Below are 21,663 nucleotides of genomic sequence, written 5' to 3' on the forward strand. Positions count from 1 at the left end.
CGCCATGAGCATTTCACGCCATCAGGCCGTCGGCGCCTATCAGCGCTGGGAGCCCGACAACTTTGACGATGAGCACGGCGGCGACGACGAAGGCAGCAGGCGTGGCCTGCGCAAGCCGAACGCGCCACCGCCCCCTGCCCCGCCCAGCGCCGCGCCAGGCTTGCAGGATGCAGCCGACGCGCGTGCCGAGGGCTCAGCGCACGCCTCGGCACGCGCACCATCGCTGGCAGAGGATGCGGCGTCGCCCGCCACCGCCGATGATGATGACCATGCCTTCGATGGCGCGCTGCCCGCCGACTTCAAGCTGCCCACCGCTGCAGACATCGAGCGCATGCACGAGGACATCCGTGCGGCAGCCATGGAAGAAGGTCGCCAGGAAGGCCGGGCCGAGGGCCACGCCGCAGGCCGTCAGCAGGGTTATGCCGAAGGCAAGGCGCAGGCCGAAGCCGAAGCTACCCGCCTGGCTGGGCTGGCCGAACAGCTCGAACAGTCGCTGACCGGCATCGACCATGAGGTGGCCGAGGAGCTGATGGCACTGGCCATCGAGCTGGCGCGGCAGATGGTGCGCGAGACCCTGGCACAGCACCCGGAGTCCATCCTCGACACCGTTCGCCTGGCCTTGCAGCAACTGCCACAAGGCCATGCCCACATTCACCTTCACCCCGACGACCTCGCGCTGGTGCGCAAGCACTCAGGCGAGCAGCTGTCGCACAGCGGTCACCGCCTGCAGGAAGACGTAAACCTGGTGCGCGGCGACTGTCGCGTCGACGCCGGCGGCGCCCAGGTCGATGCCACGCTGGAGACGCGCTGGCGGCGGGTGCTGGAGTCGCTGGGCCGCGAACACGCCCGCTTCACGGTGAGCGATGAGCCGGCGCAGGCCGAGGGGGATGACCCTGGGGACGACGCTGGAGACGAGTTCGGCAACGAGCTTGTGGACGAAGCCGGGGACGCGGACGAGGAGCGCGCATGACGCAGCAGGGCGAACTGTGGCGCAGCTTTCTCGCCGATGGCAAGCGCCTGGCCGAGAGCGCCAGTCCGTTCGAAGTCTCCGGGCGGCTCACGCGCATCAACGGCCTGGTGATGGAAGCATCAGGCCTGAAGCTGCCGCTGGGCTCGGGCTGCCGCGTGCTGGTGCCGGGCGGCGGCGCGGTGGAGGCCGAGGTGGTCGGCTTCAATGGCGAAAAGATCTACATGATGCCCACCGACGACGTGTTCGGGCTGGCACCCGGCGCACAGGTACTGCCGATGGACGTGGGCGTGCCGCGCCTGGTGCCGGGCAAACGCATCGGCCCGCGACGCCGGGCAGCCGACCGCGCCAAGCACCTGCCGGTGGGTGACGGGCTGCTGGGGCGCGTGATCGACGGCGCCGGCCGCCCGCTCGACAGCGCCGGCCCCTTGCACACCCAGGAAACGCGCTCACTGCAAGGGCGCGCGATCAACCCGCTGGCGCGCGCGCCGATCACCCAGCCGCTCGATGTCGGCATCCGCGCCATCAATGCCTTGCTCACCGTTGGCCGCGGCCAGCGCCTGGGCCTGTTTGCCGGCTCGGGCGTGGGCAAGTCGGTGCTCATCGGCATGATGGCGCGCTATACCGAGGCCGACGTCATCGTCGTTGGCCTGATCGGTGAGCGTGGCCGCGAGGTCAAGGAGTTCATCGACCAGAGCCTGGGGCCGGAAGGCCTGGCGCGCTCGGTGGTGGTCGCTGCCCCGGCCGACAGCAGCCCGCTCATGCGCATGCAGGGCGCGACCTACGCCACCACCATCGCCGAGTACTTTCGTGACCAGGGCAAGCAGGTGTTGCTGATCATGGACTCGCTCACGCGCTATGCCATGGCGCAGCGCGAGATCGCGCTGGCGATCGGCGAGCCGCCGGTGACACGCGGCTACCCCCCCAGCGTGTTCGCGCGCCTGCCGGCGCTGGTCGAGCGTGCCGGCAACGGCCCCGAGGGCGGGGGCTCGATCACCGCCTTCTACACCGTGCTGGCCGAGGGCGACGACCAGCAGGACCCCATTGCCGACGCGGCGCGGGCGATCCTTGACGGCCACTTCGTGTTGTCGCGCAGTCTGGCCGATCAGGGCCATTACCCCGCGATCGACATCGAACAGTCGATCTCGCGGGCGATGCACAACCTGGTGGGCGATGACCACTTCGGCGTCGTGCGCCAGTTCAAGCAGTTCTTCTCACGCTACCAGCGCTCGCGCGACCTGATCGCGGTCGGTGCCTATCAGCCCGGCGGCGACCCGGTGCTGGACACCGCAGTCAGGCTCTACCCCCGCCTCGAGAGCTTCCTGCAACAAGGCATCAACGAGCGCGAGCCCTATGAGGGCGCCCTGCAAAAACTCGCCCAGGTATTCTCCGCCGCAACGTGACAGGCTGCGCTCTGCCATGACAGATGCGCTGCCACAGCCTGAGCCGAGCGGCTAAGATGAACACGATCAGGCGCCATGCCGAACAACGACACTACCCGCCCATGACTGCTCGCTTTCATCTCCAGCCGCTTCTCGATCTCGCCCAGACCCGCACCGACGACGCTGCCCGCCGCCTGGGTGAGCTCGTCGCGGCCGAGCGCGATGTGGAGCAGAAGCTGCAGATGCTCGAAGACTATCGACACGAATACAACGAACGCTTCGTGCAGGCCGCGCGCGACGGTCTGAGCCCCGACGCCTGGCGCAACTACAGCGCCTTCATTGGCCGCCTTGATGACGCCATCGCCGCCCAGCGCAAGGTCGTCGAACAGTCCCGCCATCAGACCTCGCAGGGTCAGCAAGGCTGGCTGCAGCAGCGCAACAAGCTCAAGGCCTTCGATACCCTGGCGCAACGCCACCAGGCCGGGATTGCAAGGACCGAAGCGCGCCAGGAACAGAAGATGACCGACGAACATGCTGCCCGCCGTGGCTTGAACGACAACGATCAACACGACGAGTGATGCAGTTCGGGTATTTCACCGCGCAAGCAGAGTGGGCATTGATGGCTGGCATGGCTTCTGCTTTAAGAAGTTCATCGCACCGCCCAACAGGCTCGCCAACATGAACTCCAACGTCTCTCCGGTCAGTTTCGCGCACGATTTCCAGCGCCACAACAAACTGAACCCCTCCGCGCGGCTGGGTATCGATGTGCTTGCCGGCATCGGCGCCCCAGGCACGAGCTCATCCTCATTCTCGAGCAGCTTGCAGCAGCAACTGCGCCCGGAGCCCCAGCCCCAAGCCCAAGCGCCCTCCGCGCCCGTGCGTCAGACCGAGCCGGCAGTCGATCGCCCACCGTCGCCCGGCGAACAGGCCGCTACAGCCCAAGCTGAAAAGCCTCGCGCGTCCGACGACACAGGCGGCACGGTGCAGCCGCAGTCCTCATCGAGCACAAACGACGCCCAGCCCGCCCAGCCGCCCGGTTCCCCGGCAGACGCGAACGCCAAGGACGGACAAGGCGCTGAAGTCAGGGATGCCGAGTCGTCAGTGGCACGGCCGGGCAAAAAGGCCGAGGCGGCTGATTCCAATTTGGTCTCGACAGACTTGCCGGCACTGATTGCCGCACTATTGCCGGGACTGCAGGCCGCAAATGCGGCAAAACCTGCCGCAGACAGCGGGCACGCCGATGTCCTGGCAGGTGACAGCAGGAAAAAATCCCTGCAGAATTCCGGCCTCCTGCCGACCTTGCTGGCTGATGGGCGCAAAGGCTCGCAAGCCGGGGGACGGCAGGCTGGAGCGGGTTTTGCCGCTGTGCTGGCTGGTAACGTGATGCCTGGCTCAAGCGCCAACCTCGCTGCCGGCACCCTACTGTCCGAAGGCAAGGCGCTTGCCGCCGCGCAAGCGGGCGACGCGGACGGCTTGCACACACTGACGAACCTTGGCCTGCCCCATGTCGGCCAGCGTGGTGCCGGTGTTGGCCAAGGCGGCTTGCAGCTCCCGGTGGCGACTCCGGCGGGGCGTGAAGCCTGGGCGGAAGACGTCGGCAATCAGGTGCGCTGGATGCTGGGGCGCGCGGAGAGCAAGGCCGAGCTGGTCCTGACCCCACCCAACATGGGCAAACTCGAGGTCTCCATCACCCTCAATGGCGACCAGACCACTGCGCAGTTCGTGGCCTCCTCGCAGGCAGCACGGGACGCGCTGGAGCAAGCCCTGCCCCGCCTGCGCGAGATCCTGCAGCAAGCCGGCATCAGCCTGGGGCAGACAAATGTCAGCACCTCTGGCGAACAGGGCGCAGGCAGTGAGGGCAGCAGGCACGGTGCACGCAGTGGCCGGGGCACTGAGACAAGCGCAGACACGAGTGAGGGCGCAAGCCGCAGCACGTGGCTGCGACAACATGACGGGATGGTCGACACCTTCGCCTGAAGTCATTGAATTGGGGCCACTCTGGCCCACTGTTCGGTGCTTGGAGGTGTGCGGCCACCCGGGATAATCCAACCCAGGAATCAGGAGAGTCGCATGGCCAAAGCGCCACCCAAGCCCGAAGCAAGCGAAGACGGCGCGGCACCGAAGAAAAAAGGCAAGCTGATGATGATCATCGTCATCGTGCTGCTCGTGGTGCTGATCATCGTCGCCGGCATCGGTGCGCTGTTGTTGCTGAAGAAGGACAAGGGTCATGACGAGGCCGCGGCTGCCGATGGCGCCGTCGCCGCAGCAGCCGCACCACCAGCGGTCGTCGTCGACCTGTCCAAGCCCCCCACTTTCGTGCCGCTGGACCCGTTTACGGTGAACCTGAGGGGCGACGAGGGCGACCACTATCTGCAGGTCGCGGTGGTGTTGCGGGTCAGCGACGCGAAGATTGGCGAGGGCTTGAAGGGCTTCATGCCCGAGATCCGCCATCGCATCAATCTCATGCTGTCGAGCAAACTGCCTTCCGAACTGTCGACCTCGGAGGGGCGTGAGATCCTCGCCGCCACCATTGTCGATGAGACCAATGCGGCGCTGGGCTTCCCGGTACAGGTCGACCCCAGGGGACGCACGACCTCGACCGGCCCGGTCCAGGCCGCCCTGTTCAACTCCTTCATCGTTCAGTAGCAGGCCGCCATGTCTTCGGACTTTCTCTCCCAGGAAGAAGTGGACGCCCTGCTCAGGGGCGTGAGCGGAGAGTCCGACGAACCCGCGGCGGCGGAAGTGTCGACCGAAGGGGTGCGCCCCTACAACCTGGCCACTCAGGAGCGCATCGTGCGTGGGCGCATGCCCACCATGGAGCTCATCAACGAGCGCTTTGCGCGTTATTTCCGCATCGGCCTGTTCAATTACATGCACCGCAACGCCGAGGTCTCGGTGGGGCCGATCAAGGTGCAGAAGTACGCCGAGTTCGTGCGCAACCTGGTGGTGCCGACCAACCTCAACCTGATCACCGCGAAACCGATGCGCGGCACTGGCCTGGTGGTGTTCGAGCCCAACCTGGTCTTTCTCGTGGTCGACAACATGTTCGGTGGCGATGGCCGCTTTCACACCCGGGTTGAAGGTCGCGACTTCACCCCGACCGAGCAGCGCATCATCCAGAACCTGCTCGATGTGGTGTTCACCGAATACAGCAAGGCCTGGGCGCCGGTGTTCAAGCTTGACTTCAACTACCTCCGCTCCGAGATGAATTCGCAGTTCGCCAACATCGCGACCCCTTCCGAAATTGTCATTGCCACCAGCTTTGCGCTGGAGCTGGGCGGGGCGCAGGCGGAGATGCACATCTGCTTTCCCTACTCGATGCTCGAGCCCATCCGCGAGCTGCTGTATTCGACGATGCAGAGCGACCACCTGACCTCGGATCGGCGCTGGATCAAGCTGCTCTCGCGCCAGCTGCAGACCGCGGAAGTCGATCTGCACTGCACACTGGGCACTGCGCGCGTCACCCTGCGCGACATCGTGGACATGCGCGTCGGTGATGTCATTCCACTGAACGTCCCCGAACTGCTGCAGGCCGAGGTCGACGGCGTGCCCGTGCTGGAATGCCGGCAGGGAACGAAGAACGGCAACTACGCGATTCGGGTGGAGCGCTTCCTCGCCAGCGGCGAAGAAGCCGACAACCCCAAGCTTCAAGGAGGCCACAATGGCTGACGAAGACCAGATCTCTGACGACGATTGGGCCGCAGCGATGCAGGAGCAGGCGGTCAGCGAAGCGAGCGCGAGCGGCGACAGCGAGGCCGATCGGGTGGCAGCCGAACTTGCGGCCGCGGCGATGGGCGACTCGCCCTATCAGGCCCGCCCTGCGAGCGAGCTGTTCGAGGACTTCGGCGGCACAGGCGGCAAGCCCGGCTCGCTCAATGACTTCGACATGATCCTCGACATCCCGGTACAGATCACCGTGGAGCTGGGGCGCACCAAGCTGTCCATCCGCAACCTGCTGCAGCTCGCCCATGGCTCGGTGGTCGAGCTCGACGGCCTGGCCGGCGAACCCATGGACGTGCTGGTCAATGGCACCCTGATCGCGCAAGGCGAGGTGGTGGTGGTGAATGACAAGTTCGGCATCCGTCTCACCGACATCATCAGCCCGACCGAGCGCATGCGCAAGATACGCAACTGAGTCCGCAACTGCGTCTTCAACTGAACCCACAGCCGAGCCCACAACCGAGCATCCGACACCCCGTGCCCCCCCTGCGCTCCCTGCTGCTGCTGCCCTTGTTCGCCATCGGCCGCACGTTTGCCCAAGCCCCTGTTTCGACTCCGACCCCGGCCCCGGCTGCAGTGGGTGAAGTCATGGCTGCGCCCGACTTCGCGGGCAGCCTGGTGCAGATGCTGTTCGGGCTCGCGCTCGTCATTGCACTGCTGTTTGGCTGCTTGTGGATCATTCGTCGCCTAAGCGCGCGGCGCGGCGGCGCGGCGGCCATCCAGGTGCTGGGCGCAGCCGCGGTCGGGCCGCGCGAGCGCGTGGTGCTGGTACAGCTGGGCGAACAGGTGCTGGTGCTGGGCGTAGCGCCGGGCAGCGTCACCAAGCTGCATGAGATGAAAGGCGACGAATTGCCACTCACCACCCTGGGCACGAGCAGCACGAGCGGCGCGGGCAGCCCGTCCATGCCGAATTTTTCGAACTGGCTCAAGCACGCGCTGGAGCGCCGCAATGCGCGCTGAGCGCTTCGCCCCCGCCCTGCATGCGCGCATTCGCCTGGCGCTGGCGGCGGCGCTGCGCCCTGGCGCATGGCTTGCCATTTTCGCCGTGCTGGGCATGCCGCTGCTGGCCCATGCCCAGGTGCTGCCCGCGCTCACCACCACCACCGATGCGGCCGGCGCCACCACCTACAGCCTGACCATCCAGACCTTGCTGCTGATGACGCTGCTGAGCTTCATCCCGGCAATGGTGCTGATGATGACCAGCTTCACCCGCACCATCATCGTGTTTTCGCTGCTGCGGCAGGCCATGGGCACACAGACCGCGCCCCCCAACCAGGTCCTGCTCGGGCTGGCGCTCTTCCTCACCTTCTTCATCATGGCACCGGTGGCCGAGCGCGTGTACACCGACGCCTACCTGCCGCTGTCCACCGGCCAGATCCAGTTCGATGAAGCCCTGGAGCGCGCCTCGGTGCCGGTCAAGACCTTCATGCTCGCCCAGGTGCGCCAGCCCGACCTGGAGCTGTTCGCCGGCCTGGCCAAGGTGCCGCCGGTGGAGAAAGCCGCCGACCTGCCCATGCGGGTGGTGATCCCGGCCTTTGTCACCTCCGAGCTCAAGACCGCCTTTCAGATCGGCTTCATCATCTTCATTCCCTTCATCATCATCGACATGGTGGTGGCCTCGGTGCTGATGTCCATGGGCATGATGATGATGTCGCCGGTCATCGTCTCGCTGCCGTTCAAGATCATGCTGTTCGTGCTGGTCGATGGCTGGACGCTGCTCATCGGCTCGCTGGTGCAGAGCTTCGCCGTCTAGCGCGGCGCAGCAGGAGGATTTGATCATGACCCCCACCGCTGTCATCGAACTCGGCCGCCAGGCCGTCGAGGTCACCCTCATGGTGTCGGCGCCGCTGTTTATCGCCGCGCTCGCCACCGGCCTGCTCATCAGCATTTTTCAGGCTGCCACCCAGATCAACGAAATGACCCTCTCTTTCGTACCCAAGCTGGTGGCGATCTTCGTCACCCTGGTGCTGGCGGGGCCGTGGATGATCACCGTGCTCACCGACTTCATGCGCCGGCTGTTCGAGTCCATCCCGAGCATGATCGGCTGAGGCGCGCGCGCCCGTGCTCAGCGTCAGCGCCACTCAACTCGACGCCTGGCTCGCGGCCCTGATGTTTCCGCTCGCGCGTCTGCTGGGCTTGTTTGCCGCAGCGCCCATCTTTTCCAATCGTGGGGTCTCGGTCAGGGTGCGGCTGGCGATCGGCATGGGAGTGGCGCTTGCGCTGCTGCCGGTGATGCCAGCGATGCCGGCCGTGCCGCCGGCCGCGGGCATTGGCCTGATGATCTTCGTGCAGCAGATCTTCATCGGTGTGGCCATCGGCTTCATGATGCGCATCGTGTTCGCCACGGTCGACCTCGCGGGCGCGCTCATCGGCATGCAGATGGGCCTGTCCTTCGCCATCTTCTTCGACCCCGATGCCGGTGGCCAGACCGCGGTGCTGTCGGACTTTCTCGCCCTGCTCACCACGCTGCTCTTCCTCGCCGTCAATGGCCATCTGCTGCTGATCGAGGTGCTGGTGCGCAGTTTTGAATGGCTGCCGATCGGCACCGACATTGTGCGTGCGCAGGGCTGGGCCTACGTCGCACGCGCGGGCGCGACCGTCTTTGCTGCCGGGCTGCTGCTCGCGCTGCCGGTGATGGGCATCTTGCTGGTGGCCAACATCAGCCTTGGCGTGCTCACCCGCGCCGCGCCCCAGCTCAACCTGTTTGCGGTCGGCTTTCCGATCACGCTCACCGCCGGTTTCATCGGTCTGTTGCTCATGCTCACCAATTTTGCCCCGGTGCTGCAAAACCTGTTCGATGGCGGCTTCGACGACATCGGGCGCATGCTCGAAATGCTGGCGCCGCTGCCGCCACGTTAGGCAGCGCGGCTTCCCGCTTCAGAGCGTGGGGAAAATGTGCGAACGCACGAGCTGGATTTCGGCATTGGCATAACGGTGCGCAAACGGCCGCGACGACTCGATGCCTTCCTCATAGTGCACGATCTCGTACGCTACAAAGCCCCCCGCCTCCGTCAGCTCACGCGCGTTGCGCAGGAACACCTGCCGGGCTTCGCCATCACCGCCAGTAAATAGCGACTTCATGCGCAGCGCCATGCGAACGCGGTCCTTTCCCGCCTCACGGACCTCGATCCGCCACGTCGGTGCAAACGGGTCGTAGAGCGCGAACGCAACAAGACCGCCAGCGATGTATTCGAGCTTGAACAGCTTCAGGTCGCTGAGCATCATCAAGCCGCCGGCGATAGCCGCCACCGGCGCGCCGTAACCACGTGTCAGCGGCTCCGGCTGTGGGGACGTGGAGGCGCTCTCCGGAGCCGTCACGGAAGCGCAAGCGGTGACCATGAGAGCGGCAGTCAGGGCAGGCAGGATGCGCATCGCACTTAGCTCAGGTAGTTGAACAAGGACAGCCCGGACACGCGCATGAACGACTGCTGTGCCGCCTGCAGGTAGGTCTGCTGCTGCGTCAGGCGCGAGATCGCGTCAGCGTAATCCACGTCCTGCAAGCCGGACAAGGTCGCCGCATACTGCAGATCAAGGTCACCGCCGAGGCTGGTCAGGGCCTCGGTTTCGGTCAGCTGAGAACCGATCTGGGCGCGCACTTTGAGAAGATTCTCCTGGCCAGCGTCGAAGGTTTCCAGGGCGAAAGCCACCGCCCCCGTCATGCCCGACACCCCGGGCTTCTCCAGCGCAGAAGCGAACATCGCCATGTTGTTGAGGAGGTTGGTCGACGGCACGAAGATTTCGAAACGATCGCCGTCGACCATTTCATCCTTTGTCAGCCTTGCTCCCTGGGGGGCGTCGACAGGATTCGGAACGGGATCGTCGGGAATATCGATGGTCAAGCCATCGATATTCAGCGTCGTCGGCGGAGTGCCTGGGATGTGGAGCGTAGGATCCAGGTTCAAAGTGATCGTTGTCCGATCGGTAGAGAGACTGTAACCGGTTGGAAGGGCCAGCCCAGGCGGCGTAGCACCGTTGCTCCAACCCAGAGCGATCAAATCGTCATTCGTCCAGGGCACCGCCTTTCCATCGACACCCAGCCGTTGCACGACATATTCCTTCCTTGGACTCGCTGGATCCGCCACGGAAAGATTCGCCGGATCGCGCTGCTTGTACTCAATCTGATAGCGCGTGGCCTGCCGCACGCTCTGCGCATCCACTGCGCTGACGGCAAATGGCTTACTCGGCCCGGGGTTCATCTCTCCCTTGTTTGAAAGAGCCCCAAACATATTCACCGACTCCATGCCGAGCACCAAGGTTTTGTCGAATACGCCAGAACCCGGCAGGCTGATCGGCATGTAGCGCGAGGCCGATACCTGGATCGTGCGCTCACCCTGATCACCCTTGTACTCGACACCCGCAAGTCCACCCGAATAGGGCTGCTGCTGCGACCTGTACCCGCCGAAGATGTACTCACCCACCCCGTCCTGGCTGTTCGCCAGGGCCAGCATGGCGTCGAACTGCGCCTTCATGTCCGTTGCCATGTAGCGCAGGTCTTCCGCCGCGAGCGCGCCATTGCCCGCCTGCACCGCCCGTTCGCGCACGTAATGCAGGACGTCGCCCGCGCTGCCCAGACGAGAGTCGAGCAGTTTCAGCGCGTCGTCGGCGTAGCCGGTGTTGACCGAAAACTGGCTGTTGACCGCTTTCGACTGGCCAATTTCCAGCGCGCGCGCTGCGGCAATCGGATCGTCGGCCGGGGTCAGTACGCGACGCCCGCTGGCGACCTGCTGCTGGGTGTGGAGAATGCTCTTCCATTGCTGCTGGATCGACCCGACGCCGCGGTCGTAGATCATGTTGGTCGAGACACGCATGATGATCTCCCGGTACGCAGCCTTAACGGCCGATGTTGATGAGTTCGTCGAAGAGGCGCTGGGCCACCGTCATGACCCTGGCCGAGGCCTGGTAAGCGAGCTGGTAGCGCACAAGGTTGGCCGCCTCCTCATCGAGGTTGACCCCTGACAGGCTGTCCCGCGTGGTCGTTGCCTGCTGTAGCAGGGTGTCCTGGGCGGCTTCGTTGACCTGGACCTCACGGGTCTTGTTGCCGATGGTGGTGACCGTCTGCGCGTAGGCTGACTGAAAAGTGGCCGTCGGACGCCCCCCGTCGGCAAGCAATACCTTTTTCGTCTGCAATGCACCCAGGGCGACCGCATTGCGGTTGTCAGCCACACCGGCGGCGCTAGGTGCAAACTCGAAGGCATCACCCGCCGCCGGTGTACCGCTGACGCGAAAGTCGAACTCGTAAGCACCGGGGCCGCGGAGACGGAACTGAACGCCGGCCCCATCAGAAGAAGCATCGTAAGTGCTGGCACTGGTGCCAAGAGGATAGCCCGAATCCGGAACCCACTCTCCCGTCGTCGCGACCTGCCTCAAGCGCTCAATCGTATAGCCAGCGGGGACCGAAAGACTCCCGGCGCCAAAGCTCAGATCGAAGGCAGGAAAATCGGGTACACGATTGCCCAAGCCGTCCATGCCGGCAACTCTGCGCACATCGATGTTCGAAGCCTTGGCCGAACCCTGGTTGGCAAGTGACAGTTCCACCGACACCGGGCTGCCGGCTGCGATCTGGCGCGAATCAGAGATGGCGACGGCAATATCGCGCGCTGCATTGCGTGTCGGCCTGATCAACAGGCCATCGGCGGGAATGCTTGCCGCACTTGGCAAAGTAACGGCAATTCCACCACCAGTCAGGGGCACCGGCCAGGTCGGCGCCGGGCTCAGGGAAAGCGACGCCACCTCGTCGTCACCGGCCAGAAGCCGCAAGCTACCCCCGGACACCGCCACCCGGTAGTCCGTGGCCTGCACCGCACTGACATCGGCGATGGCGACGCTGACGCCCGCAACCGCCGGCAGCACGGTCGGAACAAGGGGCTTGAAGAAATCCCCTCCAAGGACGCCTTCCAGATCGACCCCCAGTTTGTGCTGCGCATTGAAAGTCTCGGTGATGCCCAGCGCGATCAATCCAAGCTCATTTTGTGCAGCATCGAGCGAAGTGCTGCGAAACTCGAGCAGCCCCCCGAGTTCCCCGCCTGTCAGCAAGCGTTCGGCCAGTTCGATCGTGTTGCCACCCGGCGCCTTCATCGAGATCGCAGCACGTTGCGGATCGGCGGCGCTCGGGATCACCTCGAACTCCGAAACCGTGCCGCGCAGCACCAGGGGCTGACCCGAGCCGATGAACACGGACACCGCACCATTGGCCTTGGCACCATCGGTTTCCTGGGTCACTGAGATCTTCACCAGTTTGTTCAGCTCGGCCAGCAGCTGATCGCGCTGATCGAGAAGATCGTTGGCCGGTGTTCCGGCGCCACCGGCCTGGGCGACCACGATCTGCTGGTTCATCTCGGCGATGGCGCGCGCATAGGTGTTGATCGACTCGACGGTCTGGACGATGCTGCCTTCCACGCCATCGCGGATTTCCTCCAGGCGCGTATTGAGCGACTGGAACCTCGAAGCCAGGGATTGCGCGTTGGAGATCATGGCCTGGCGTGCCGCAACGCTGGTCGGGTTCGACGCCACTTCCTGCGCGCCGGCGAAGAAGTTCGCCAGCGCGGGTGAGAGGCCGGTCGTGCTGTCAGCCAGCAAATTATTGATCTGTCCAACTTGCGCGCTATAGGCAGCGTACTGCGAGCGCCGGTTGTCGGCCTGCAGGACCTGGCCCTCGAGAAACTGATTGTACGAACGCGAGATCGACGAAACCTTGGTGCCCTGGCCAAAGAAGCCGGCCCCGGTGAACAAGGGCTCCACCGCCGCCTGGCTGACCGACTGGCGGTGAAAGCCCGTCGTGCCGGCGTTGGTGATGTTGTGACTGGTGGTATTGAGTTGGGCCTGTGCGGCATTGAGGCCCGTCACTCCGATGTTCAACATGCCAGCCATGATGCTCTTCCTGATCTGCGATTGCCTGACAGATAACTAGCAAGAAACTTGCCAGCATCGAACCGGCAAGATCAACCGAGGGTCGCGAGCGCGTTGCGCAGGGTGGCGCCACCAATGACGCGCATGAGCTTGTCGGCGTACTGCGGGTCGGTGGCGTAGCCAGCTTCCTGCAGGCCGCGGGCAAAGCCGCTGGCATCGGTCTGACCGAGCACTTCGGCATAACGCGGGCTGCGCGCCATCAATTGAGCGTAGTCGCGGAAGGACTCCGCATAGGACGAATACGAGCGGAAGCGCGACGCCTCGGTGTAGGCACGAGCGCCGGCATATTCGGTGACGGCACGATCGACCGTTCTGCCGGTCCACGCCGAGCCCGCCTTGATGTTGAAGAGGTTGTAGCTCGGACTGCCGTCGGCATGGCGCAACTGCTTCTCACCCCAGCCCGTCTCCAGCGCCGCCTGCGCCACCATGAAGGCGGGCGGAATGCCTGTGCGCCTGCTGGCCTCGAGCGCATGTGGCCACACCCCAGCGACGAAGCCGCGGGCCTGCGCGGACACTGCACCGCCTGCATCGCGGGCACTCTGGATCGCGTCACGAAAGCGCGCCTCGAGCAAGACGTTGTAAGCGCCTGAATCAGGGTCGAATGCCGGCCCGTCCTTCGCGTCCGGCAACGGGGCCGACGAGGCGGCAGAGGCGGCACCTGGTATTGCGGCATAAACTGCCGGCCGGCGCGCCACCCCGGCAAGATCAAAGCCGCCACCGCCCTGCCCGGGCGGGATCAGCGCGTCGATGGCGCCCGCGCCTTCGTCCTTGCCGCCAAGCTGGCGGTAGATGACATCGGCCAGCCCGGTCCCGCGCGCCTGCGAGAGATTCAATGCCATCTGCTGATCGAGCAGGCTCTGATACATGCGCGTCTGCTCGCTGTCGAGCATGCTGTTCGATGGCGTCGCATCACGCATCGACTTCAGCATCATCTGCGTAAACAGCGCCTCGAACTGCCGGGCCGCCGCGCGCAGGGTATCGTTGGCCTGACCGTCGGTGCGCGTCAGACGCTGCAGATCGCGCAGCGAATTGGGGTCGAAGGCGTTGAGCTGGACACCGACTGTCATCGCGTGCGCCTCAGATGATCTCAAGCTCGGCGCGCAAGGCACCAGCCGCCTTCATCGCCTGCAGAATGCTCACCAGATCCATCGGCTTGGCGCCAAGCGCGTTGAGCGCCTTCACCACGTCGGCAAGATTGCTGCCCGCACGTACGTTATGGAGGCTGCCGCCGTCTTGCTGGATATCGACCTGACCCTCATTCTGCGCCGCCACGGTGACGCCCTGCGACAGCGGCGCGGGCTGGCTGACCTGGGTTTCGCTATTCACCGTGACCGTCAGATTGCCGTGGGAAACCGCCACATTCTGCAACATCACGCCCTGGTTCATCACCACCGACCCTGTGCGCGAATTGACGATGACCTTCGCGAGCTGCTCGCCAGGCGTCACCTTCAGATTCTCGATCTGGCCGAGAAAGGCCACGCGCTGCGAGACATCAGGCGGCGCCATGACCTGAATGCTGCGTCCGTCCAGGGCGCGGGCAACCCCCGGAGACAGGACGTTGATCGCGTCCACCACGCGACGCGCGGTATTGAAATCGTTCTCGTAAAGCTCAAGCATGACAAAGTCACCTTGCCCCACCGAGGCGGCAACCCCACGCTCGACCGTCGCACCGCCCGGAATCCGACCGGCGGAGAGGTGATTGATCGTCTGCGCCGCTCCCCCCGCCGCCGCACCCGCCCCACCGACGACGAGGTTGCCCTGCGCGACCGCATAGACCTGGCTGTCTGCCCCCTTCAGCGGCGTCATGATGAGCGTGCCGCCACGCAGGCTCTTGGCGTTGCCGATCGAAGACACGGTGACGTCGATCGGTTGCCCCGGCCGCGCAAAAGGCGGCAAGCTGGCGGTGACCAGGACGGCGGCAACATTCTTGAGCTGCATGTTCGTCCCCTGAGGAAGGGTGACACCCATGTTGCCCAGCATGTTGATGATGCTCTGCTTGGTGAATGGGGTCTGCGTGGTCTGGTCTCCGCTGCCGTCAAGACCGACCACCAGACCATAGCCAACGAGCTGGTTCTCGCGCACACCTGCGACGCTCGCAAGATCCTTGATGCGCTCGGGCGCGGCCTCGGCTGCGGAAGCGAAAAAGAGGCTGGCCGCGACGACTACAAGCAAGGCACGCATCAGCAGGGACTGGAGTCGGATCATGCCTAACCTCGATCAGAAGGGCGAAATGGCAAGGAAGAAGCGCTGCATCCAGCCCATGGCGTTCGACTGCTCGATGAAGCCGCTGCCGCGGTACTCGATACGTGCATCAGCGACCTGCGTGGATTGAACGGTATTGGTCGATGTCACCGTGTTGGGGTCGATCACGCCCGAAAAGCGGATGAACTCGTTGCCCTGGTTGATGGCGACCACCTTCTCACCCGAGGCCAGCAGATTGCCGTTCGGATACACATCGATGACCGTGACCGTGATCGTGCCGTTGAAGGCATTGTTTGCGCTGGCCCCCCCTGTTCCGGTGAAATCCGAGTCAACCCCAGCCTCGACGTTCAGCCCGGCAAGCCCGCCGAGCGGAAGCCGCGACGACGCAGTGATGCCCCCCGTCATGCTCGAACCTCGCGTGGCGTTGGCCTTTGCGTTCTTGGTCGCGTTGTTGCGCTCGACAAGGTTGATCGTGATGATGTCGCCGACATGCCGAGCGCGTCGATCCTCGAATAGCGGACGCACCATCGCCGCCTGATAGATGGCACCATTCGCAGCGGGGGCTGGCAGCGGGCTGTCGGGGCGCACGCTCATGGGCTGATGCACGGCGGTTGGCGGGACGGTGTCGATCGCGGCACAGCCCGACAGCAGCGCCAGGGCAGCCGGCATGAATGACGCAAACCCGCGTTTCATGACCGCCCTCACAATTGCGTCAGCCGACCAAGCATCTGATCGGACGTGGAAATGGCGCGAGAGTTGAGTTCATAGGCACGCTGCGTGACGATCATGCTGACGAGTTCCTCGGCCACATTCACGTTCGAGGTTTCGACATAGCCCTGGTTGATCACACCGGCACCATTGGTGCCCGCTTCGGTCGGCGTAGCCTCGCCGCTCGAGGCCGTCTCGTAGAACAGGTTCTCGCCAGCGCTTTGCAGGCCGCCCGGATTGATGAAGGTGGCAAGCTGGATCTGACCGGCGGGCTGCGGCTCGACCTGAGTGGGCAGGGTGACCGACACGCTGCCGTCCTTGCCGATGGTGATGGACTTGGCGTCAGCCGGGATCTGGATCGCATCGAGCAGCGGATAACCACTGGCAGTAACCACGTTGCCTTGATTGTCGAGCTGCAGCGCGCCATCGCGTGTGTAGGCGGTGGTGCCGTCGGGCATCGCGATCTGCAGGAAACCGTTGCCCTGGATGGCGACATCGAGCGCACCGCCGGTCTGCTGGAGGCTACCCTGGGTGAAGATGCGCTCGGTGGCGACCGAGCGCACACCGGTGCCTATCTGCAGCCCGCTCGAAACCTGAGTCTGCTGCGTTGTCTGCGCGCCCGGCTGGCGGATCGTCTGGTACAGCAGATCCTCGAACACCGCGCGCTGGCGCTTGTAGCCATTGGTGGAGACGTTGGCCAGGTTGTTGGAGATCACGTCCAGCGAAGTCTGCTGGGCATCCAGCCCGGTGCGGGCGGTCCACAGGGAGCGGATCATGATGAAGTCCTCTGTTCTGCGTTGCCGTGGCGGCAGGTTTTGCCGTCACGCGGCGGCGATTGCCGCTTTTTGTTGAAATAAGTCTAGGACCTTGCCGGCCCGGACCATCCCGAGATAAACAACGCAAAAACCGTGCTAATCATGCGCGGAGCAGCGAAGCTGGCTCAGCTCGACGACAGCACCTGGGTTGCCGCACGATCGTTGGCCTCGGCCGTTTGCAGCATGCGCACCTGCATCTCGAACTGACGCGCGAGCGAGATCATCTGCACCATCTGGTCGGCGACATTGACGTTACTGCCTTCCAGGTAACCACCGGCGACCTGCACCGCAGGGTCAACCGGTGCAGGCAGGCCATTGGCCATGCGGAACAGGCCATCATCTCCCCGCACCAGATCGGCTTCGGGCGGATTCACCAGCTTGAGCTGTGCAACGATATTGACCACACCGCTGTCCGGATCGATGGAAGACACCGAGCCGTCACGGCCGATCATGGTTTCGGTATCAGGCGGGATGGACACCAAGCCGCCATCGCCGACCACCGGCTGGCCGTCGCGAGTCTGCAGGATGCCGGCGGGGCTCAGTGTCAGGCTGCCGTTGCGGGTGTAGGCTTCGGAACCATCGGCCAGCTGCACGGCGAGCCAGCCCTTGCCCTCCACTGCCACGTCATGGGGCCGCCCGGTGTACTGGATCGGGCCCGGCGTGAAGTTGTTGGCGACGCTGGCATCGACCGCGAACGAGCGCGTGCGAAAGGCCTCGGTCTGGATTTCCACCGCGCGCAATTTGTGCAGCTGCGCGCGAAAACCGGTGGACGCGGCATTGGCAATGTTGTTCGAGACCGCCGATTGCTGGTCCATCGTGCCCTTGGCACCGGTCATCGCGGTGTAGATCAGGCGATCCATGTTCGACTCCCTTCGTTCTGTCGGCCAGCAGCCAGGTCAGCCATCAGCGCAGGTTCACCAGGGTTTGCAGGATCTGGTCCTGCGTCTTGATCGATTGTGCGTTGGCTTGGTAATTGCGCTGCTGGACGATCATCTGCACCAGCTCCTGGGTGAGGTCGATGTTCGACTCCTCGACCTGACCGGCGGAGATGACGCCATTGAGTCCGCTGCCGGGCTCACCACGGGCAAAGCCGCCCGACTCCGGCGTCTCGACCCAGTAGTTGCTACCGACGGGTGCAAGGCCATTGTTGTTGCGCACGGTAGTCAAATTGACGATTGCAATGTCTTTGGTGATGCCGTTGGTGTAGCGCGCCTGAACGGTGCCGTTGCGGCTGATCGACAGACCGGCGATTTCGCCGGGTGCAGAACCATTCTGAGTCAGCTCACGCGGGCTGGACTCACCACCGTATTGCGTGATTCCACCCATGGCGATGGTCATCACCGTCGGCTTGTCGGCATCGCCCCCGAGGATGGCACTGAACGACGAACTGTTGGTCGGCGGCGTCCCAGTGGTCGAGGTGAGTTTCGCCACTCGACCGAGTCCATCGAAACCGACCGTGGCGTTGAGCGCAAGCGTGCTGGCAACGTTGTCCACGATGGTGTAAGCCTCCCATTCGCTGTACACGGGAGCGACGGGTGGAGAGGCTGCAGCATCTCCCGGTGTATACGTGTCGGTGCGCCGGACAAAATAGAAGGACAGCGAATGCTCCTTGCCCAGGGAGTCGAATACCTTGAGAGCCGTTGAGTAGTTGTACGTATCCGAATCATCAGGGTCAATGGGCCACGTTTTCCGATCCGCCGGGTCGAACGTACCTGTGGGCGCGTTGACTTTCTCCGCATTTGCACTGAGGTTGAGGCTCAGTCCGACCTTGGTCGTTTCTACTGCCCCGACCCCGTTCGAAGGTACGATCATCGCGCGGAAGGCATCAGCCGTGACGTTCGCAGGCGCCTGCACATCCCCCGAGGCCGGCTCCACCTCTTGATAGCCCATGAGCCGGTCACCCAGGGATGTGATGATGTAGCCCTGCTTGTCGATGTTGAACTGGCCGTTGCGCGTCAGCGCATAACCCCCACTCTGCAGTTCAACTTCAAAGAAGCCATTGCCGTTGATCGCCATGTCCAGCGGATTGCTGGTGGTGGTGATGTTGCCCTGGGTGAAAGCCTGGCGCACGGCCTGCACCGCGCTGCCGATGCCGATCTGCACCTTGGACACCGCACCGGTGAGCGAGGACGCATAGGCGTCAGCGAACACCGTGCTGGAATTCTTGAAGCCCACGGTGCTGGCGTTGGCGACGTTGTTGGAGATGACATCGAGCGCTTTGGAAGAGGAGTTCAGGCCACTGAGACCTTGCTGAAATGCCATGATCGCTGCTCCGGATCAGAGAATCTGCTTGACGTCGTTGACCTTGAACACCCCGAGGTCCCCCACCTGCAAGTCGGTGCCATTGGCCCCGCGGACGATGCTGGTGACCGGGCCGAATTGCAGGCTGCGGCCACTCACCGCCTCGCTGCCAAGCGTGGCAGACAGGGACAGGGTGTAAATACCATCAGCCGCGCGCGAACCGTCCTCTGCCGTGCCATCCCAGACGAAGTTGTGACTGCCCGCTTCGACGCTGTCGAAGACGATCTCCTTGACGGCCAGACCTGAGCTATCGCGCACCGACAGCTTCACGCTGTCGGCCGGGCCATCGATCTCGAAGCCGCCAACTCCGCCCGCCTCGGTCAAGGCCAGACGATGCCCTTCGACCAGCACACCCCGCCCAAGCAGGGCCGCAGCATTGAGACCTTCGGCCGAGGCCTGTGAATCGAAAAAGGACTGGACCATCTTGTTGAGGCGCTCGATGCCATCCACCGTGCTCATCTGCGCGAGCTGAGAGGTCATTTCCGCGTTCTCCATCGGATTCATCGGATCCTGGTTCCTCAACTGCGTGGTCAGCAGCTTCAGAAAGCGGGCCTGCTGATCCTCTTCGGGCTTCTGCACGGGCTCGCTGCGGGCCAGACTGGCCAGCACGCTGTTCGCGGTCTGATTGTTCGTAACGGTGGTCATGAAGATCTCCTGCTAGCGGCATCGTTTGCCGGACGGGACTTACTGTCCAATTTGCAAAGTACGCTGAAGCAAGGTCCGTGCCGTATTCATGATTTCGGCGTTGTTCTGGTAGGAGCGCGAGGCAGAGATCATGTTCACCATCTCCTCGGCCACGTTGACGTTGGGCATCTCGACATAGCCTTCGGCATTGGCCGCCGGATTGTTGGGCTCATAAATGAGCCGCATCGGCGCAGCACTGTCGACAATCTGTGTCACCTGCACGCCAAGCGCACCTGGCCCTGCGACCTGACGGGCGGCAAAAACGACCTGCTTGGCCCGATAGGGCTCACCGGTTTCGGTCGTTACGCTGTCAGCGTTGGCGAGGTTGGAGGCGGTGGTGTTGAGCCGCATCGACTGCGCATTGAGCGCGGAGCCGGCGATCTGGAAGACGTTGAGCATGCTCATGATGAAACTCCTTACTGACCGGTGAGGGCCGTGTTCATCGAGCGGAACATGCCGCTGATGAAGGTCACGCTGGCCTCGTAGCGCAGTGCGTTCTCGGCGAAAGCGGCGCGCTCGATGTCCATGTTGACAGTGTTGCCATCGACCGCAGACTGGAACTCGGTGCGATACATGGCGAAATTTTCAGCGCCCGCGGCCGCTCCCCCGGCAATATGTGCCTGATGGGTGGTGTCGAGTCCGACCCCGCCTCCGCCCTTCGCCTCACTGATGGCGTTTTGCAGCGCGCCTTTAAAATCGATATCGCGCGCCTTGAAATGCGGCGTATCGGCATTGGCGATATTCGATGCGAGCAACTCCTGACGGTAAGCCTGGAGCTTGAATGCCGCCTGATGAAAGCGCATCTGGTTGTCTAGCAGGGTCTTCATGGCCTTACCTCGCGGATGGACGCCCACCTGTTAGCGGGGAATGGCGTCGATGGATTCAAGCTTCGCAGCTTTCATGCCAACGATGGTAAAACCCCAGCAAGCCCGACCCTCTGCCGATAAGGCGGCGGAAAACAGCCCATATCTGCCGCTTGTCACAATGTGATCGGCAAAACCTGCCGGCAACTTGCTTCCCCAGGTCAGCCGTGCTGCAATCCGGCCCATGAAGAGTCTGTCCAGCACCCTCACCGCCCTGTGCATCGGCATGTCATTACCCGCAGCGGCCACGGCTCACCAGCCTCCCGAAGCTGTCGAAGGGGTCGTGCGCGAATTTCTGGAGCGCCAGTCCCAGGGCATGCCCGGCGAGCGTCGGGTCAGCCTCAGTGCTTTCGACCCGGCCAATCAGTTGCCGCCGTGCGCCGCACTCGAACCCTTCCTGCCTCCTGGAACCCGTCCTTGGGGCCAACTCAGTGTCGGCGTGCGGTGCGACTCGCCGATCACCTGGACGGTCTATGTGCAGGCGCAGGTCCAGGTATTCGGCCCCTATCTGGTCACCACCCGAGCGCTGCGCTCGGCCGAAGTGATTCGTGAGAGCGACATCGAGGTGCGCGAGGGTGAAATCAGTGCCCTGCCCGACAACGTGCTCACTGCAACCGAGCAGGCCATCGGTCACATCATGCGCTTTGCCCAGGCGGCGGGTTCCCCACTGCGGGCTGGAAGCGTACGCCTGCCGGACGCGGTGCGCCGCGGGCAGACGGTGCCGATCGTAACTCGCGGCCCAGGCTTCACGGCGTCGGCCGAAGCTCAGGCGCTGAGCAACGCGGCGCCGGGCGAAGGAGTCAGGATTCGCCTTGGCAACGGGCAGATCGTGCACGGCTTGGTGCAGCCAGACGGCAGTGTCATCATCGACTTCTGAACGCTTTTCCAGCGTTTTCGCACAGCCGTGAATTTAATCACTCAAGTTTCTTGCCTTGCGGCCGTGGACCTATCCGACCCGGTGCGTTCCTGGAGAACATCATGAAAATCGAAAATACAGGCAAGGCCTACGTCCCCTCGCCTGCGCAGGAAACCCGCGCTCCCGCAGCGCGCGTCAAAGGCGAAGAACAGGCCAGCGGCGACAGCGTGCAGCTGTCGCCGCTGGCCACGCTGATGAA

25 protein-coding genes are annotated in these 21,663 nt (G+C 64.0%); 12 read left to right on the forward strand and 13 right to left on the reverse strand.

From position 1 onward, the window contains the following. Positions 1 to 4: 4 nt before the first annotated feature. From M622_RS0120035 to fliR, 11 genes are all read left to right on the forward strand, one after another. Positions 5 to 970, forward strand: a complete 966-nt coding sequence (locus M622_RS0120035) for a flagellar assembly protein FliH (protein WP_052028688.1) — start codon at positions 5 to 7, stop codon at positions 968 to 970. Further along, positions 967 to 2,370: a flagellar protein export ATPase FliI gene (gene fliI, locus M622_RS26540; RefSeq protein WP_021248630.1), complete on the forward strand. Its 1,404-nt coding sequence runs from the start codon at positions 967 to 969 to the stop codon at positions 2,368 to 2,370. The genes M622_RS0120035 and fliI overlap by 4 nt, the downstream gene beginning before the upstream one ends. 101 nt (positions 2,371 to 2,471) lie before the next feature. After that, positions 2,472 to 2,927 (forward strand): flagellar export protein FliJ, encoded by a 456-nt coding sequence (gene fliJ / locus M622_RS26545; protein WP_031346509.1) that lies wholly within the window; start codon positions 2,472 to 2,474, stop codon positions 2,925 to 2,927. A 100-nt stretch (positions 2,928 to 3,027) separates the two neighbouring features. Beyond that, positions 3,028 to 4,326, forward strand: coding sequence for a flagellar hook-length control protein FliK (locus M622_RS26550; protein WP_031346510.1), 1,299 nt, complete (start codon positions 3,028 to 3,030; stop codon positions 4,324 to 4,326). 93 nt (positions 4,327 to 4,419) lie between these two features. Further along, positions 4,420 to 4,995, forward strand: coding sequence for a flagellar basal body-associated FliL family protein (locus tag M622_RS26555; protein ID WP_021248633.1), 576 nt, complete (start codon positions 4,420 to 4,422; stop codon positions 4,993 to 4,995). A gap of 9 nt (positions 4,996 to 5,004) precedes the next feature. Continuing rightward, entirely contained in the window at positions 5,005 to 6,018 is a 1,014-nt protein-coding gene (fliM, locus tag M622_RS26560; RefSeq protein WP_021248634.1) for a flagellar motor switch protein FliM, read from the forward strand. Then, positions 6,011 to 6,484 carry a flagellar motor switch protein FliN gene (gene fliN, locus M622_RS26565; RefSeq protein WP_021248635.1) on the forward strand — a complete coding sequence of 158 codons (474 nt, stop codon included), beginning with the start codon at positions 6,011 to 6,013 and terminating at the stop codon, positions 6,482 to 6,484. The genes fliM and fliN overlap by 8 nt, the downstream gene beginning before the upstream one ends. A gap of 62 nt (positions 6,485 to 6,546) precedes the next feature. Further along, positions 6,547 to 7,029, forward strand: coding sequence for a flagellar biosynthetic protein FliO (fliO, locus tag M622_RS0120040; protein WP_021248636.1), 483 nt, complete (start codon positions 6,547 to 6,549; stop codon positions 7,027 to 7,029). A gap of 94 nt (positions 7,030 to 7,123) precedes the next feature. Beyond that, entirely contained in the window at positions 7,124 to 7,822 is a 699-nt protein-coding gene (fliP, locus tag M622_RS26570) for a flagellar type III secretion system pore protein FliP (protein WP_370696029.1), read from the forward strand. Between the two features lie 25 nt (positions 7,823 to 7,847). After that, positions 7,848 to 8,117 carry a flagellar biosynthesis protein FliQ gene (fliQ, locus tag M622_RS26575; RefSeq protein ID WP_021248638.1) on the forward strand — a complete coding sequence of 90 codons (270 nt, stop codon included), beginning with the start codon at positions 7,848 to 7,850 and terminating at the stop codon, positions 8,115 to 8,117. A 13-nt stretch (positions 8,118 to 8,130) separates the two neighbouring features. After that, on the forward strand, positions 8,131 to 8,928 hold the full coding sequence (gene fliR, locus M622_RS26580; RefSeq protein ID WP_021248639.1) for a flagellar biosynthetic protein FliR: 798 nt from the start codon (positions 8,131 to 8,133) through the stop codon (positions 8,926 to 8,928). 18 nt (positions 8,929 to 8,946) lie between these two features. Here fliR and M622_RS26585 read toward each other — a convergent pair whose 3' ends face one another. The 13 genes from M622_RS26585 to M622_RS40290 all read right to left on the reverse strand — a co-directional run bounded on the left by M622_RS26585 (position 8,947) and on the right by M622_RS40290 (position 20,734). Continuing rightward, the gene (locus M622_RS26585) at positions 8,947 to 9,441 is read right to left on the reverse strand and encodes a hypothetical protein (RefSeq protein WP_021248640.1); all 495 of its coding nucleotides are present in this window, start codon (positions 9,439 to 9,441) and stop codon (positions 8,947 to 8,949) included. Between the two features lie 5 nt (positions 9,442 to 9,446). After that, entirely contained in the window at positions 9,447 to 10,877 is a 1,431-nt protein-coding gene (gene flgL / locus M622_RS26590; protein ID WP_021248641.1) for a flagellar hook-associated protein FlgL, read from the reverse strand. Positions 10,878 to 10,899: 22 nt separating this feature from the next. Further along, entirely contained in the window at positions 10,900 to 12,936 is a 2,037-nt protein-coding gene (gene flgK, locus M622_RS26595) for a flagellar hook-associated protein FlgK (RefSeq protein WP_021248642.1), read from the reverse strand. A gap of 71 nt (positions 12,937 to 13,007) precedes the next feature. Beyond that, positions 13,008 to 14,042 carry a flagellar assembly peptidoglycan hydrolase FlgJ gene (flgJ, locus tag M622_RS26600; protein WP_021248643.1) on the reverse strand — a complete coding sequence of 345 codons (1,035 nt, stop codon included), beginning with the start codon at positions 14,040 to 14,042 and terminating at the stop codon, positions 13,008 to 13,010. Positions 14,043 to 14,052: 10 nt separating this feature from the next. Continuing rightward, a complete protein-coding gene (locus tag M622_RS26605) occupies positions 14,053 to 15,180 on the reverse strand; it encodes a flagellar basal body P-ring protein FlgI (RefSeq protein ID WP_021248644.1) in 1,128 nt (375 codons plus the stop codon). Between the two features lie 12 nt (positions 15,181 to 15,192). After that, positions 15,193 to 15,870 carry a flagellar basal body L-ring protein FlgH gene (locus tag M622_RS26610; RefSeq protein ID WP_031346514.1) on the reverse strand — a complete coding sequence of 226 codons (678 nt, stop codon included), beginning with the start codon at positions 15,868 to 15,870 and terminating at the stop codon, positions 15,193 to 15,195. 8 nt (positions 15,871 to 15,878) lie between these two features. Further along, positions 15,879 to 16,661 (reverse strand): flagellar basal-body rod protein FlgG, encoded by a 783-nt coding sequence (flgG, locus tag M622_RS26615; RefSeq protein ID WP_021248646.1) that lies wholly within the window; start codon positions 16,659 to 16,661, stop codon positions 15,879 to 15,881. Between the two features lie 164 nt (positions 16,662 to 16,825). Further along, complete coding sequence (locus tag M622_RS26620; protein WP_021248647.1) at positions 16,826 to 17,560, reverse strand: flagellar basal body rod protein FlgF; 735 nt, start codon at positions 17,558 to 17,560, stop codon at positions 16,826 to 16,828. Positions 17,561 to 17,603: 43 nt separating this feature from the next. Beyond that, positions 17,604 to 18,962 (reverse strand): flagellar hook protein FlgE, encoded by a 1,359-nt coding sequence (gene flgE / locus M622_RS26625; protein ID WP_021248648.1) that lies wholly within the window; start codon positions 18,960 to 18,962, stop codon positions 17,604 to 17,606. Positions 18,963 to 18,977: 15 nt separating this feature from the next. Further along, positions 18,978 to 19,646 (reverse strand): flagellar hook assembly protein FlgD, encoded by a 669-nt coding sequence (locus M622_RS26630; protein WP_021248649.1) that lies wholly within the window; start codon positions 19,644 to 19,646, stop codon positions 18,978 to 18,980. 39 nt (positions 19,647 to 19,685) lie between these two features. After that, positions 19,686 to 20,090, reverse strand: coding sequence for a flagellar basal body rod protein FlgC (gene flgC / locus M622_RS26635; RefSeq protein ID WP_021248650.1), 405 nt, complete (start codon positions 20,088 to 20,090; stop codon positions 19,686 to 19,688). A gap of 11 nt (positions 20,091 to 20,101) precedes the next feature. Further along, positions 20,102 to 20,512 carry a flagellar basal body rod protein FlgB gene (flgB, locus tag M622_RS26640; protein WP_031346515.1) on the reverse strand — a complete coding sequence of 137 codons (411 nt, stop codon included), beginning with the start codon at positions 20,510 to 20,512 and terminating at the stop codon, positions 20,102 to 20,104. A gap of 30 nt (positions 20,513 to 20,542) precedes the next feature. Further along, a complete protein-coding gene (locus tag M622_RS40290; protein ID WP_169375119.1) occupies positions 20,543 to 20,734 on the reverse strand; it encodes a hypothetical protein in 192 nt (63 codons plus the stop codon). On the opposite strand from M622_RS40290, the gene flgA reads away from it, so the two are divergent. Continuing rightward, the gene (gene flgA / locus M622_RS26645; RefSeq protein ID WP_021248652.1) at positions 20,733 to 21,425 is read left to right on the forward strand and encodes a flagellar basal body P-ring formation chaperone FlgA; all 693 of its coding nucleotides are present in this window, start codon (positions 20,733 to 20,735) and stop codon (positions 21,423 to 21,425) included. The two genes, M622_RS40290 and flgA, sit on opposite strands and share 2 nt — an antisense overlap. Positions 21,426 to 21,663 lie beyond the last annotated feature (238 nt).

This window comes from Thauera terpenica 58Eu (assembly GCF_000443165.1).
In the GTDB taxonomy this organism is placed as follows: domain Bacteria; phylum Pseudomonadota; class Gammaproteobacteria; order Burkholderiales; family Rhodocyclaceae; genus Thauera; species Thauera terpenica.